The organism is Microbacterium shaanxiense, from assembly GCF_054779995.1.
Window position 1 is genome coordinate 621,581 of sequence record NZ_BAAGXE010000002.1, and the last position, 14,376, is coordinate 635,956.

15 protein-coding genes are annotated in these 14,376 nt (G+C 69.0%); 12 read left to right on the plus strand and 3 right to left on the minus strand.

All coding sequences use genetic code 11. The features are described from left to right. Genes folE through ACYVG2_RS07930 form a run of 8 tightly spaced genes read left to right on the plus strand, consistent with a single transcriptional unit; the run spans position 1 to position 5,941 of the window. Positions 1-615, plus strand: coding sequence for a GTP cyclohydrolase I (gene folE, locus ACYVG2_RS07895; protein WP_460780457.1), 615 nt, complete (start codon positions 1-3; stop codon positions 613-615). After that, positions 615-1,412, plus strand: a complete 798-nt coding sequence (folP, locus tag ACYVG2_RS07900) for a dihydropteroate synthase (protein WP_460780458.1) — start codon at positions 615-617, stop codon at positions 1,410-1,412. The genes folE and folP overlap by 1 nt, the downstream gene beginning before the upstream one ends. 2 nt (positions 1,413-1,414) lie before the next feature. Continuing rightward, the gene (gene folB, locus ACYVG2_RS07905) at positions 1,415-1,792 is read left to right on the plus strand and encodes a dihydroneopterin aldolase (RefSeq protein ID WP_460780768.1); all 378 of its coding nucleotides are present in this window, start codon (positions 1,415-1,417) and stop codon (positions 1,790-1,792) included. Next, positions 1,789-2,352 (plus strand): 2-amino-4-hydroxy-6-hydroxymethyldihydropteridine diphosphokinase, encoded by a 564-nt coding sequence (gene folK / locus ACYVG2_RS07910; RefSeq protein ID WP_460780459.1) that lies wholly within the window; start codon positions 1,789-1,791, stop codon positions 2,350-2,352. Before folB ends, folK begins: the two co-directional genes overlap by 4 nt. Next, positions 2,349-2,837 (plus strand): DUF3180 domain-containing protein, encoded by a 489-nt coding sequence (locus tag ACYVG2_RS07915; protein WP_460780460.1) that lies wholly within the window; start codon positions 2,349-2,351, stop codon positions 2,835-2,837. The genes folK and ACYVG2_RS07915 overlap by 4 nt, the downstream gene beginning before the upstream one ends. After that, entirely contained in the window at positions 2,788-3,546 is a 759-nt protein-coding gene (locus ACYVG2_RS07920; RefSeq protein ID WP_460780461.1) for a PH domain-containing protein, read from the plus strand. The genes ACYVG2_RS07915 and ACYVG2_RS07920 overlap by 50 nt, the downstream gene beginning before the upstream one ends. Beyond that, entirely contained in the window at positions 3,543-5,255 is a 1,713-nt protein-coding gene (locus ACYVG2_RS07925) for a PH domain-containing protein (RefSeq protein ID WP_460780462.1), read from the plus strand. Before ACYVG2_RS07920 ends, ACYVG2_RS07925 begins: the two co-directional genes overlap by 4 nt. Then, on the plus strand, positions 5,252-5,941 hold the full coding sequence (locus ACYVG2_RS07930) for a DUF2520 domain-containing protein (protein ID WP_460780463.1): 690 nt from the start codon (positions 5,252-5,254) through the stop codon (positions 5,939-5,941). Before ACYVG2_RS07925 ends, ACYVG2_RS07930 begins: the two co-directional genes overlap by 4 nt. An 83-nt stretch (positions 5,942-6,024) precedes the next feature. On the opposite strand, the gene ACYVG2_RS07935 is transcribed toward ACYVG2_RS07930, so the two are convergent. Beyond that, a complete protein-coding gene (locus tag ACYVG2_RS07935; protein WP_460780464.1) occupies positions 6,025-7,839 on the minus strand; it encodes a DUF2207 domain-containing protein in 1,815 nt (604 codons plus the stop codon). Between the two features lie 115 nt (positions 7,840-7,954). On the opposite strand from ACYVG2_RS07935, the gene lysS reads away from it, so the two are divergent. Further along, positions 7,955-9,478, plus strand: a complete 1,524-nt coding sequence (gene lysS / locus ACYVG2_RS07940; RefSeq protein ID WP_460780465.1) for a lysine--tRNA ligase — start codon at positions 7,955-7,957, stop codon at positions 9,476-9,478. A 25-nt stretch (positions 9,479-9,503) separates the two neighbouring features. Here lysS and ACYVG2_RS07945 read toward each other — a convergent pair whose 3' ends face one another. Then, on the minus strand, positions 9,504-10,625 hold the full coding sequence (locus ACYVG2_RS07945; RefSeq protein WP_460780466.1) for a DUF4192 family protein: 1,122 nt from the start codon (positions 10,623-10,625) through the stop codon (positions 9,504-9,506). Positions 10,626-10,738: 113 nt separating this feature from the next. On the opposite strand from ACYVG2_RS07945, the gene ACYVG2_RS07950 reads away from it, so the two are divergent. The 3 genes from ACYVG2_RS07950 to ACYVG2_RS07960 all read left to right on the plus strand — a co-directional run bounded on the left by ACYVG2_RS07950 (position 10,739) and on the right by ACYVG2_RS07960 (position 13,331). Continuing rightward, on the plus strand, positions 10,739-10,915 hold the full coding sequence (locus ACYVG2_RS07950; RefSeq protein ID WP_448966581.1) for a hypothetical protein: 177 nt from the start codon (positions 10,739-10,741) through the stop codon (positions 10,913-10,915). A gap of 124 nt (positions 10,916-11,039) precedes the next feature. Beyond that, entirely contained in the window at positions 11,040-12,494 is a 1,455-nt protein-coding gene (gene cls, locus ACYVG2_RS07955) for a cardiolipin synthase (protein WP_460780467.1), read from the plus strand. Between the two features lie 66 nt (positions 12,495-12,560). Then, a complete protein-coding gene (locus ACYVG2_RS07960; RefSeq protein WP_460780468.1) occupies positions 12,561-13,331 on the plus strand; it encodes a hypothetical protein in 771 nt (256 codons plus the stop codon). Between the two features lie 30 nt (positions 13,332-13,361). Here ACYVG2_RS07960 and ACYVG2_RS07965 read toward each other — a convergent pair whose 3' ends face one another. Further along, positions 13,362-14,357: a diacylglycerol/lipid kinase family protein gene (locus ACYVG2_RS07965; protein ID WP_460780469.1), complete on the minus strand. Its 996-nt coding sequence runs from the start codon at positions 14,355-14,357 to the stop codon at positions 13,362-13,364. Positions 14,358-14,376: the final 19 nt, after the last annotated feature.

A 14,376-nucleotide genomic window follows, 5' to 3' on the forward strand; every position in this document is an offset into this window, starting at 1 on the left:
GTGGCCGTCGACCGGGCGCGTGTCGAACGGCTGACCCGAGAGCTCCTCGAAGCGATCGGTGAAGATCCGGAGCGCCCCGGGCTCAGGCAGACACCGACGCGCATGGCGGAGCTGTACTCCGAGTTCTTCTCCGGCGTCGGCGAGGATGCCGCGGCACCTCTGGCCCGCACGATCAGCGTCTCGCGCGGGCCCGCGCCGGAGACTCTGCCGTCCGGTGCGGTGCTGCTGCGCGACATCCGCTTCCGCTCGGTCTGCGAGCACCACCTGCTGCCGTTCGCCGGGCACGCGCACATCGCCTACCTGCCGGGGGAGCAGGTCGTCGGCCTCGGCGCTCTCGTGCGCGTGGTCGAGATCCTCGCAGCCCGACCGCAGGTGCAGGAGCGTCTCGGCGAGCAGATCGCCGACACCATCGCGGAGCATCTCGACACCCGTGGCGTGCTCGTCGTGCTCGACGCCTCGCACGGCTGCGTCACGATGCGCGGCGGCCGCCAGAGCGAGGCATCCACGCTCACCATCGCCGCGCGCGGCGAGTACAGCGAGCCCGTGGCTCGGCAGGAGATCGTCGCGCTGATCGGCGGCGCTGCGGCCCAGCGGCACGCTCACGGAGCCCAGTGATGACCGGCATCTGGGGCATCGTCAACGTCACACCCGATTCGTTCAGCGACGGCGGTCGCCACAGCGACGCGGAGAGCGCGATCGCCCACGGGCTCGCACTGCGCGACGCGGGCGCGACCGTGCTCGACATCGGCGGCGAGTCCACCAGGCCAGGAGCCGTTCGTGTCGATCCGGCCGTGGAGCAGCAACGCGTGCTGCCGGTGATCGAAGACCTCGCCGGTCGCGGCCTCGCGGTGAGCATCGACACGCTCAACGCGGCCACTGCCGCTGCGGCCGTGCGTGCGGGGGCGCGCATCGTGAACGATGTGTCAGGCGGCCTCGCCGACCCCGAGATGCTCGGCGCTGTCGCCGACTCCGGCGCCGATTTCGCCGTCGGGCACTGGCGCGGACCATCCGACGACATGTACGCGCGGGCCGAGTACCGCCGCGCGTCGCGCGAGGTGGCCGGCGAGCTGCGGGAGCGGATCGGCGAGGCCGCGGCGGCGGGCATCGCCCCGGCCCGTTTGATCGTCGATCCTGGCATCGGCTTCGCCAAGGCCGGTGCGCAGAACTGGGATGTGCTGCGGGGCCTCGACGACATCACCGCTCTCGGCCATCGAGTACTGATCGGCACCTCGCGCAAGCGGTTCCTGGCCGAGACCCTCGACGGCGAAGCCGATGTCGACGAAACGCGTCGCGATCTTGCCACGGCTGTGACCAGCGCGCTCGCCGTTCGGTACGGTGTGTGGGCGGTGCGCGTGCACGACGTCGCCGCCACCCGCGATGCGCTGGCGATCGCACACGCCTGGGAGGGATGAGCATGCAGGACCTGGACGAGATCCGACTCACCGGACTCACGGTGTTCGGACGCCACGGCGTCTTCGAGCACGAGCGGGAGGACGGGCAGGAGTTCGTCATCGATCTGCGCCTGCGCCTCGCACTGGCGGATGCCGCGGCATCCGATGACGTCGTCGACACGGTCCACTACGGCGAGCTGGCCGAGCAGGTCGCTGCAGTGGTCGGCGGCGAGCCGGTCAACCTCATCGAGACCCTCGCGCATCGCATCGCGGATGTCGTGCTCGCAGATCCGCGTGTGAACGATGTCGACGTCACCGTGCACAAGCCGCACGCCCCGATCCCGCTGACCTTCTCGGACGTCGCCGTCACGATCAGCCGTTCGCGGAAGGACACCCGGTGATCCGTCGGCCACCCCCCGCGCGCCCCGACCCTCGTCCCGGCCGCGAGCCGGTCACCGCCGTCATCGCGCTCGGTGCGAACCTCGGTGACCGCCGCGAGACGATCCGGCGTGCGGTGGACCGCATCGCACGACTCCCGCTCGTGGACGATGTGCGACTGTCTGAGCTGCACGAGACCGTCGCGGTGCGTCTGGACGGTCCCGATCCCGACGCGCCCGGCTACGTCAACGCTGTCGCGCTCGTGTCCACCCGTCTCGCACCGGAGGTGCTGCTGGGGATGCTGCATGCGATCGAGGAGGAGCACGGCCGCGAACGCCGCGAGCGCTGGGGCGACCGCACTCTCGACCTCGATCTGATCACCTACGGCGACATCGTCTCGGATGACCCGCGCCTGATGCTGCCGCATCCGCGCGCCGCGGAGAGGCTGTTCGTGCTCGACCCGTGGCTGAGCCTCGACCCCGAGGGCGAGCTCCCCGGGCGCGGCCGGATCGCCGAGCTCGCGGCTGCACTGCGAACGGATGCCGCTGACGATGCCGCAGGGGCGGGCACGGAGCACGGATGAAGCGCACCTCGGCGGCAGTCCTCCTGCTCCTCGCGCTGGTCGGCGGTGGGGCGGGTTATCTCGTCGACCATCTGCTGACCGTGTCCGGTCGGGCGACATTCGCCCCGTCCGGATTCCTTCCCGTACTGCTCGTACTGCTCGCCGCCGCCGCGCTGGCCGTCGCCTGGCCGGTCAGGCGCAGCGTGCGCGGCAGGACTCCAGGGCGCATCGATCCCTTCCGAGCGATGAGGGCCGCGACGCTCGCGCGCGCCTCGAGCCTGCTCGGCGCGATCATGGCGGGTTTCGGAGGCGGACTGCTGGTCTTCCTCCTGTCGCGTCCGGTTGATCCCCCGGTAGGGTCGGTTGTGGCGATGGCCGCCCTCGTGGCGAGTTCGCTCGTCCTCGTGGTGGCCGCTCTCGTCGCCGAACAGTTCTGCACTCTGCCGAAGGATCCTGATGACCGACAGCCAGACGACCCCTCCACCGGAGCCGACGCCGGGCGCTGAGCCGACACCTCCGTCGCAGGTGCCGAACATCCCGCAGGTCGCGCCTGCGCCCCCGGCATCCGCACCGCAGCATCCTGCACCTCCGCTGCCGAACGTCACTGCCCCTGCGACGCAGCCCGCTGCGCCGTCCGCACCCGTCACGGCACCGCACGCGCCGTCGGCCGCTCCTGTCTCCACGCCGCCCGTGCTGGATGAGGGCACGTACGACAAGCTCCGCGAGCCTCGCGGCGCCGGCCGCATCGACCTCGACGGGAAGTGGCATCAGATCTCGCCGCGCTACGTCGTGTCGCAGTTCCTGCAGAACGGCATCTTCCTCGCGGTCGTCATCGCGGTGGCGCTCATCGTCGGCCTCGCCTTCCACCAGAACTGGGTCTGGATCCCCGCAGGTTTCGTCACCCTCATCACCGTCATCACGCTGGTGATCCTCCCTCGTCAGGCGAAGGCGATCGGTTTCATGCTGCGCGCCGACGACATCGTGTTCCGCAAGGGCATCCTCTGGCAGCGCATCATCGCCGTGCCGTACGGACGCATGCAACTCGTCGACATCACGCATGGGCCGCTGGATCGCGCGTTCGGCGTCTCCCAGCTCAAGATGGTCACCGCAGCCGCGACGACAGGCGTGCAGATCCCCGGGCTCACCCAGGCCGCCGCGGAGGCGCTGCGCGACACTCTCATCGAGGTCGCCGAGACCCGACGGACCGGCCTGTGAGCTCGCCGCAGAATCCGGATCCCTCCGCGGCGCAGTCGCCGCTGCCTCCGGTGCCGCCTCCGCCTGCGGGCAGCGAATCGCTCGCCGACGGCGAATGGCACCGACTGCATCCCCTGACCCCGCTGTTCAAGGGCGGGCTGGTGCTCATCATCGTGGCCGGCATCGTGCTGAACAATTTCCGCGACCGGATCATCTACTGGGCCATCGGGCTGTTCGCGCCGGAGGAAGCGCACGTCGGCGACTACTCCGGCGGTGATCCAGTGGACTGGGTGCTGGAGAACAACCTCATCCTGCTGGCTCTTCTCATCGTGCTCGGCGTGCTGATCGTGCTGATCGTCGGGTTCTGGCTGGTCTGGCGGTTCCAGGAGTTCCGCATCTCCGACGAGCACGTCGAGGTGCGCAAGGGCATCATCTTCCGCTCGCAGCGGCGGGCGCCGCTGGACCGGGTGCAGGGCGTCAACCTCACGCGGCCGTTCCCTGCGCGACTGATCGGGATGGCCAAGCTGGAGGTCGTCGGCGCGGGTACTGACGCGAACGTGCCGCTGGAGTACCTCTCCACGACCAAGGCCGAGACCGTGCGATCGGACATCCTCCGACTCGCGTCCGGCGCCAGGGCCGCGCGCGAGGCCAGGCAGCGCGGCGGTGCGCCGCAGGGCGCTCCCGCCGCCGGTGGTGCCACGTCGATCCGCTCCCAGCTCATCGGGTCGGTGAACGGCGGCGTGAACGACCTGATCGGCGGCGTCGACCTCAGCGATGTCGCACCGGAGAGCGTGGTCAAGATCCCGACCGGGCGCCTCGTCGGATCCCAGGTGCTCGCCGGTGTGCTGTGGCTCGCCTTCTTCCTCCTCATCTTCGGCGTGACGCTCGCGTTCGTCATCCCGGCCATCCTCGCCGACGATGACGGCGATGCGTGGATCGGAGTGGTCGGGATCACGCTCGGTGTCGGCGTGCCGTTCGTGATCGCGGCGTTCGCCATCGTGTGGGCGCAGATCTCCCGGTCGCTGCGGTACTCGATCGCACCGACGCCCGACGGCGTGCGCATCACGTTCGGGTTGTTCACCACCGTCACCGAGACGATCCCGCCCGGACGCATCTTCGCCGTCGAGGTGACGCAGTCCATCCTCTGGCGACCGTTCGGCTGGTGGACCATCAAGATCAACCGGATGAGCGGCAAGAGCGTGTCGCAGCAGCAGTCCGGCACCGCGCAGCAGTTCAACATCGTGCTTCCCGTCGGCACGCGCGCCGACGTCGAGCGCGTGCTCGCGCTCGTGCTCCCCGACATGCCGGAGGAGGACCGTCCTCTCGTCTGGGAGCAGGGGATCTTCGGACCGCAGGCGGGAGACCCGTACCACGTGCTGCAGAAGCGCGGCTGGTGGCGTCGGCCGTTCTCGTGGAAGCGGCACGGTTTCGCCGTGACCGATTTCGCCGTGATCATGCGGCGAGGCAACTTCTGGCGCAAGCTCGCGGTGTTCCCGCTGGCCCGTCTGCAGGGAGTGTCGGCAGCGCAGGGACCGATCGATCGCGCGCAGCGGGTCGCCATCCTCAAGGCGCACAGCGTCACCGGTCCCGTCCTCGGCGACGTCGTCGGCATCGAGAGCGTCGACCTGACGGCGGCCGTCGACGACATCTCGCGCCGCGCAGCGGCAGCCGCCGGGCGCGATCAGAGCCACCGCTGGGCTCAGGATGCTGCGCACGAGAGGTCTGCATGAACCGTGACGGACGACTCGGCGTCGGCATCATCGGCGCTGGACGGGTCGGACCGGTGATCGGTGCTGCGCTCGCGGGTGCAGGTCACGCGATCACGGGCATCACGAGCGGTTCGGACGACGATCGTGTGGCCGGAGTGCTGCCCGACGTGCCGGTGCTCGATGCCGCGGAGGTGCTGCGCCGCAGCGGCCTGGTGGTCGTGGCGGTGCCGCATGACGAGCTCCCAGGACTCATCAGCGGCCTGTCGGAGCTCGGGGCCTGGCAGCCCGGCCAGCTCGTGCTGCACACGGATCCCTCGTACGGCATCGGGGTGCTGGAGCCGGCGCAGCGCGCTGGTGCCATCCCGCTCGCCGTGCATCCGGCGATCTCGTTCACCGGCACCTCCATCGACCTGCGGCAGCTGCACGCGAGCTTCGCCGCCGTGACCGCGCCCGCACCTGTGCTGCCCATCGCCCAGGCACTCGCGGTCGAACTCGGTTGCGAGCCGATCGTGATCGACGAGGACGACCGCGCGGCCTACGCGGAGGCGATCGCCACCGCATCCGAGTTCTCGAGGGCGATCATCGGACAGTCGACGTCGCTCCTGCGCGGCATCGGTGTGGAGAACCCCGGCGGGTACCTCTCGGCGCTCGTGCAGTCGACCGTCGAGCGTGCTCTGCGCGAAGCATCCGACCCGCCCATCATCTGACGCACCCGCGCCCCCGCCACGCCAGATGGTCTGGGTTCTCCCAGCCCAGGCGCGCCGAAGGGGAGTCGCCGCGAGCCGGCGACTCAGCGGCCCCCGGAGAATCCGCCTCCGCCGCCGCCTCCGGAGAAGCCGCCCCCGGAGGATCCGCCGTAGCTCGACGAACTGCCGGTGCTCGGCGCGGAGTACGTCGAGGAGGCGTGGGTCGCGGCGGTCAACGCGTTCATGCGGATGACGATGCCTGCGGCGGAGCCGTCGATCCACCCCGGCGACTGCTGTTCGTGGGCGTAGTTGACCTCGAGCACCTCGCCCCATTCGCGCTCCTGCCCGAACAGGATCGCGTAGGGGAGCAGCTTCTCGTACACGTGGATGATGTCGACGGAGCCGTCACTGCGTCGCTCCGCGCCCGAGTACGACTGCAGCATCCGCAATCGATCGGCTTCCGCGACACGGATGAACTCGCGTACGCCCTCCAGATACTCCAGTTGCAGGGCACCCGCCGGGGTGAGCACGGTGTGCTTCTTGAACGCGATGACGCTGGAGACGATCACGACGATCGCGCACACCAGAGTCGCGAGGAACACCGGACCGGCGGATGCCCTTCCCGTGAAGAGGCCCCAGCACAGCAGGCCGATCATCACCGCGAGCGCGACGAGGGAGAGCATCTGGATCACCTGTGCGGGCCTGCTGCGCGCTCGCGTGGTCAGACCCCGCTCCTCCGCGGCCTTCGGGGCGGCCTTGAGGAGTCCCGTCATGCGCTTCGCGAACGCCGCGCTGTTCTTCGGCATCTTCATGACGATCCCGGGTTCGGTGTTGTTGAACAGTGCCTTGAGGGCGCGCTCGTCCAGGGGATCGGGGATCGGACCGTCGAGGCGGCGCAGACGTGGGCGCCGCTTCTTCGCCGTCCCCTCCTCGGGGAGATCCTCCAGGCGCAGCATCCCGCGCACCGCGAGGTGCACGATCTGAGCGGTGAGGGAGTTCTTCGTCTTCGGGACGATGGCGCTCGCCAGGAGCGGCGGCATCGAGTCGGGCACGTCGTACTGGGCGACGATGATGCCGGTGCCGCGTCGGCGGGAGCGGATCATGGCACTGGTGGCGAACCAGCCGCCGACCGAGAGCAGCGCTGCGCCACCGCCGACCGCGTATGGCAGCGCATCGGTGGCCGCGTTGGGCTGCCGTGCGGAGGGCTGCGTGACGGTGCCGGGCTCCAGGGCGATCGCGACGGTGACGCCCTCGCCGGCGGCGAGATCGTTCGCCGCCACGCTGAACACGCCGGCTTCCCGGCGGAGGTCGCAGGTGCCGGTGGAGCCCTGCGGCCCCTGATAGCAGGAGGACGCACCGGTCAGGTGCGCGGCCAGCTCTTCATCGAAGACGACCTCCGCCCGGAACGCGTCGATGTCCTGGGTGCTGTCCAGCGGGAGCAGGTCCCAGTAGAACTCGTCCACGTTCGTGCCCCGCGCCGGAAGGATGACGTCGCGCATCGCGTACTCGATGACGTACGTCGTCGAACCGTGCACGAACTCGTCGTCGCCGGTGAGCACGTACACCAGTCCGTCGTCGGTCTCGATCTCGTAGGGGACGTCGTCGCCGTTCTCGTCGCGCACGGAGATGATCGAGGTGTCGAGGCCCGCACCCTGGTAGTGGTCGGGGAAGCCCGCGACGATGCCTCGGTTCTGGTCGGAATCGGGGAACTCGGCGACGCGGGTCTCCACCACGTGCAGTGTCGCACGCCCGTCGTCGTCCATACCGACCTCGTACGTGGCCTCCCACGAGGAGAAGTCGAAATCGTCGACGCCCCCCTGCGATTCGGCGGCGGATGCCGCGGCCGGCGCAGCGGTGAACATCAGGGCGGTCGCCGCTCCGAGGAGAGCGACCGATCGGGGCAGTGATCTCCGGATCATCCTTCGAGCGTATCGAGGGTCGGTGAACGGTTCTCGGCCGGTGCGGTGCGGCTGCACGCGCGGCGGGGGCGTGCAGGGCCGACCGGTAAACTGGGCGGGACTTCAAGGAGCTCTTATGACCACCGCGCCTGACGCGCCCGCATCCACCCCCGACGACGCCGAGGACGTACACGAGCAGAAGGCCGTGCGCCTCGCCAAGCGTGAGCGCCTGATCGCGCAGCGAGTGGATGCCGCGGGAGGGGCTTTCCCGGTCGCCGTGCCGGTCACGCACACGATCCCCGCTCTGCGCGCAGAGCACGGCGAGCTCGAGGCAGGCACCGAGACCGGTGCGATGGTGGGCGTGGCCGGGCGTGTGGTCTTCAGCCGCAACACCGGCAAGCTCTGCTTCGCCACGCTGCAGGCCGGCGACGGCTCGCGCATCCAGGCCATGATCTCGCTCGCCGAGGTCGGCGAGGACTCCCTTGCACGCTGGAAGGAGTTCGTCGACCTCGGCGACCACGTCTTCGTGCACGGTCAGGTCATCTCCAGCCGACGCGGTGAGCTGTCGATCATGGCCGATGACTGGGCGATCGCATCGAAGGCGATCCTGCCGCTTCCCAACGCGTACTCCGAGCTCAGTGAAGAGGGGCGGGTGCGCAGCCGTTACCTCGACCTCATCGTCCGCGAGCAGGCGCGCAACACCGTGCGCGCTCGCGCCGCGGTGAACGCGAGCCTGCGAGCCACGTTCGGATCTCATGACTACCTTGAGGTGGAGACCCCGATGCTGCAGGTGCAGCACGGCGGGGCATCCGCGCGGCCGTTCATCACGCACTCGAATGCCTTCGACACCGAGCTGTACCTGCGCATCGCGCCGGAGCTCTACCTGAAGCGTGCGGTCGTCGGCGGCATCGAGCGGGTGTTCGAGATCAACCGCAACTTCCGCAACGAGGGCGCCGACTCCACGCACAGCCCCGAGTTCGCGATGCTGGAGGCCTACCAGGCGTACGGCGACTACAACCAGATGGCCGAGCTCACGCAGGAGCTCGTGCAGCAGGCCGCGATCGCGGTCGCTGGCTCGACCACCGTCACCTGGGCCGACGGCACCGAGTACGACCTCGGCGGCGAATGGGACCGTGTCTCGATGTACGAATCGCTGTCGGAGGCAGCCGGTCGCACCTTCACGCCCGATGACACGGTCGAGGATCTCATCGCATTCGCCGAGGCGAACGGCGTCGACGTACCGTCGCACGCCATCCACGGCAAGCTCATCGAGGAGCTGTGGGAGCACTTCGTGAAGGGCGACCTCGTTCGCCCCACGTTCGTGATGGACTTCCCCGTCGACACGTCTCCTCTGGTGCGCGAGCACCGCTCGATCGCTGGCGTCGTGGAGAAGTGGGATCTGTACATCCGGGGCTTCGAGCTGGCGACCGGATACTCCGAGCTCGTCGATCCGGTCATCCAGCGCGAACGCTTCGTCGAGCAGGCGAAGCTCGCGGCATCCGGCGACGTCGAGGCCATGCGCGTCGACGAGGAGTTCCTGCGGGCGCTCGAGCACGGCATGCCGCCGTCGGGCGGTATGGGTATGGGCATCGACCGTCTGCTCATGGCGATCACCGGCCTCGGCATCCGCGAGACGATCCTCTTCCCCCTGGTCAAGTAGCACCGTCGCTGACGGTCGGCCGCCGTCAGCGCGCGTCGCCGCGACGGAATGACCATTCCGGCAGTATCGCGGCGTCGATCATGCTGCTGATCAGGCACGCGAGCGAGTAGCTCGGATCGATCTCGCTCACCAGTCGCAGGTAGTGGGCGGCGTGCGACGATCGACCGAGCGCCCACGACAGCCAGGCTGCGGCGGTGAGCGGCGCCGGCCTGGACGCGCGCGGCGCCCGGGCGGCCGCACCTCGCGCCACGGTCAGTGCGATCTTGAGACGGTCGGCGTCCGGGCGCGGACCGTGACCGAGGAACACCCTGCCCAGGTCGTCCGGAACGGTCTGCGCGCCCTCGGAATAGGCGAGCTGTGCGGTCAACGCGCGCTCGCCGGTGGGTAGGTCGGTCGCCCACTGCAGCAGGGCGACATCGCGGTAGCGCGGTCGCTCCATGCACCACAGGAGCGCTGCGGTCGCGAAGGGCGGCAGGTTCTGGGGCGAGTCGAGCAGCTCTTCGAAGAACAGCGGCAGGTCTTCGAGCGCGACGGCAGCGGCGATCGCCTGCGGGTTCGTGCGCTCGTCCTCTGCGAACCCCTGGCTCTCGTGCGCGAGCAGATCGGAGAGCTGCGCCAGTGCGCGCCCGACCCGCTCCTTCTCCGCGAGATCGACGACGGGCAGTGCGGCGCCGGAGTCCTGGTCGCCGGAGACGTCGGCGAGTCCGGGTATCGACGGGACGTCGGGGATCTCTTCCACCGCGCGGAGCACGGGCTCGTCATGCAGATAGCTCGCCCATCCCTGCGAGGTCACGCAGAGCGCATCGACGATGTGCAGGCCCAGGTCTGCGGCGAGCCCGAGCAGTTCGTCGACGACGATGCTCGTCGGAAGCACGAGCCCGTCGGGAGTGTGCTGCGGCGGCTCGTCGGTGTAGACGACGACCGCGACGGCATCCGTGCCGCCGACCCGGGTCAGCAGACCGATCGCCGCGTCGACGTAGTCGTCGAGATCGACGTCGTCATGCGGCAGATCTATGCGCATCGCACCGTGGGCGCGGGAATGCTGGAACGGCAGCAGCACGATGCTCTGCCGCGGCGTGAACCCGGCGAGGGCCGGGACGAGGCCGAGGAACTCGGCGGAATCTGTGGCACGGAGGACTGTGTTCATGCCGTGAGTGTCGCGCACCGGAGGCGGCGAGATCGGTTGTGCACAGGGCAGCGCAGCGTCGCGGAGAGGTGCAGAGAGAGTCGGGCGGTGCCGCGTCGGCGTACGATGGAGGTATGGATGAATTCTGGGTCGCCGCAGCATGGTCGCTTCTGCCGACCATCGGAGTGAGCCTGGTCTTCTTCATCGTGATGCGCAGCATCATCCGCTCCGACCGCACAGAGCGGAAGGCGCATGCGCGGATCGAGGCCGAAGAGCGCGCTGCCCGCGGCCTTCCGCCCCGCACCTCCTGAGCCGACCCGCGCCTTCGCCGCACGGCGGCGTCCCACCGCGCCTGCCGGCCGTGTCGCCGGCACAGACTACGCTGAGGCCTACGCCGCATTCGGCGAAGCGCGCGGTGGACGTCGGGAGTGTCGCATGGATCAGTGGCCGTGGTGGGTGCTCGGCATCGCCATCGTCATCGATCTCGCGATCCGTGTCACGGCGATCATCGTCATACCTCGCAACCGTCGTCCGACGGCCGCGATGGCGTGGTTGCTCGCCGTGTTCTTCATCCCGTACATCGGCGTCATCCTCTTCCTCGTCATCGGCAACCCGCGGCTTCCGCGTGCTCGACGTCGCAAGCAGGATCAGATCAACGCGTACATCGCGGAGACAGCGGATCAGCTGCACTTCGGAACGCTGAGGCCGAATGCGCCGGAGTGGTTTCCGCCTCTCGTCGCGATGAACCAGAAGCTCGGCGCTCTGCCGATCTCAGGCGACAACGGCGCCCACCTGATCAGCGACTATCAGGGATCGCTGGACGAGATGGCCGATGCCATCCGTGCCGCGGACGACTACGTCCACGTGGAGTTCTACATCCTTCAATCGGATGCGTCGACCGACAACTTCTTCTGTGCCATGGAAGAGGTCGCCGCGCGCGGCGTCACGGTGCGGGTGCTGCTCGATCACTGGGCGAACCGCTGGAAGCCCCGCTACCGCAAGACGATCAAGCGCCTCGACGCGATGGGTGCCGACTGGCACCTCATGCTCCCGATGCAGCCGCTGAAGGGCCGCATGCAGCGCCCGGATCTGCGCAACCACCGAAAGCTCCTGGTCGTCGACGGCAACGTCGCCTTCGTCGGATCGCAGAACGTCACCGACTCGACCTACAACCTGCCCAAGAACATCAAGCGCGGGCTGCACTGGGTCGATCTGATGGTCAGGGTCGACGGGCCGATCGTGCTCAGCGTCAACGCCATCTTCCTCAGCGACTGGTACAGCGAGACCGACGAGGTGCTCGGCGAGATCGACATCACGCAGGCCGAGATCGGCAGCGGAGACCTCGACTGCCAGATCGTGCCGTCAGGCCCCGGCTACGAGGTCGAGAACAACCTGCGGCTCTTCCTCACGCTGCTGTACGCCGCCCGCGAGAAGATCATGATCGTGAGCCCCTACTTCGTGCCGGACGAGGCTCTGCTGCTCGCCGTCAGCGCTGCCAGCGACCGAGGAGTCGAGGTCGAGCTGTTCGTGTCGGAAGAGGGCGACCAGGCCATGGTGTACCACGCGCAGCGCAGCTACTACGAGGCGCTGCTGCGTGCGGGCGTGCGCATCTGGATGTATCGCAGGCCCTACATCCTGCACACAAAGAGCCTCACGATCGATGATGAGGTCGCCGTCATCGGCTCGAGCAACATGGACATGCGCTCGTTCGGTCTGAACCTCGAGATCTCGATGCTGGTGCGGGGGGAGGAGTTCGTCGCCGAGATGCGTGCTGTCGAAGACGAGTACCGTGCCTTCAGCCGGGAGCTCACGCTCGAGGAGTGGTTGCAGCAGCCACTGCGCTCAACCGTGCTCGACAACCTCGCCAGGCTCACATCCGCGCTGCAGTGAGCGCCGCCCCGACGGGATGTCGCGCACCGCACTGACACGTCGGCGGCGGACGACTAATCTGAGGGCATGACCTCCCCATCGCGTCTCGTCCTGGCCGCCTCGACCGCGCTCGCCGCCGCACTGCTCGTGGCAGGCTGCGCACCCACGTCGAGCGCACCGGCGCCGGCGCCGACGAGCAGCGCGACGTCGGACGGCTCAGGCTCGGCCACGCAGCCGCGAGGGGAGGACGACGTCGAGGCCGCGTGGCTGGACGGTGGCCGCATGTTCGCCATCGTGACCTGGGGTTCATCGACGTGCGTCCCGATCGTGGACGAGGTCACCGGTGACGGGCAGAAGGTGACCGTGTCACTGATGGATGCGCCCAGCTCCGATGACGAGGTGAGAGCGTGCACTGACGATTTCGCGGCGCGCGCGAGCGTCGGGGCGATCCCCGAAGGGGTGGATCCGACCAAGGACGTCGAGTTCATCGTCACGCTCGGCGACGTCACGGACGACGTCGATCTCGACGGGAACCCGGGTCTCACCGCGACACCCGGCAGCTCGACCGACTACGCACCGAGCGCCGGCTGGTTCGACGACGAGGGCGTGGTGCTGTTGACGTGGGGCTCATCGACCTGCCCGCCGATCGTCGAAGGCCTCGAGGAGCAGGCCGGCGGCGCGACCGTCACGTTCACGACCGAGGACGGCATGTGCACCATGGACATGGCGCCACGCGCGACCGTGCTCGGGTTCAGTGACGACGATGACGACAGCGACGACGATGCGGACGACGGCGAGTTCGTCCTGACCCTCGTCGGCGGCAACCTCGACGCGACGGTGCCGGTGCTCAGAGGCTGAGCCGTCGCTGATCGGCGCGGGCCCGGACGGTCAGAGCGTGTCGACCGGGTGGCCTTCTGGCAGCGCCAGCAGCAGAGAGCCCGGCGCGATCCGGCAGCGGATGCGCACCGCGTCGCCGAACGCGTCTCCGTCGAGCTCGATCGGCGTCGGCCGTGTGGCGGCCGCTTCGGCCACCTTTCCGCGCAGGTAGCGCACGGATGCATCCCTGCCCCGTCGCTGCAGCACGAGCCGCCCGGCGCGGAACCTGCGCAGCACCGAGTTGTCCCACCAGATCTTGCGCCAGACCCCGAGCCAGCCGAACGGACCACTCGGCTGGATGATCGCGACGTCCATCTCGCCGTCGACGATGGATGCTGACGGGATCAGGGCGATCCTGGCGGGGAGGGTGCCGCAGTTCGCGAAGAGCACGCTGTGCACCTTCGTCGAGTGCAGACGCGACTCGTCCATCTGGTAGACGATGCGGAACGGCTTCGCGTTCGGGAGCGATCGCGCGGCGCCGTCGACGTACGCCACCCAGCCGACCGACTTCTTCAGATCGGGGCGCGTGTTCGCGATCATGTCCGCATCGAGCCCGATGCCGGCGAGAACGACGAACGCGTGCTCGCTCGTGTCGCCGTTCTCACGGGTGAGCGCGGCCCAGCCGATGTCGATCGGATGGTGGAAACCTCCGAGCGCGGCCCTGATCATCGCCTCGGGGACGGTGAGGGGGAGCCCGAGGTTGCGGGCGAGCAGGTTGCCGGTGCCGCTCGGGATGATGGCCAACGGGATGCCGGTGCCGGCCATGGCCTCCGCGACCGCCCGCACAGTGCCGTCACCTCCGGCGACGAGCACCACATCCGCGCCCTCGCTGATGGCCGATCGCGCGGCATCCTGCCCGGCATCCTCCACGGTGGTCTGGTGGAAGGACGGCGCGGACCACCCTGCGTCCTTCGACAGATCCCGAACGGCGGCGCGCAGACGCTTCTCATCCACCTTGATCGGGTTGTAGACGAGTGCTGCCTGGCGTCTGGTGGCACGCGTCGTCATGGCGTTACTCTAACCCCGC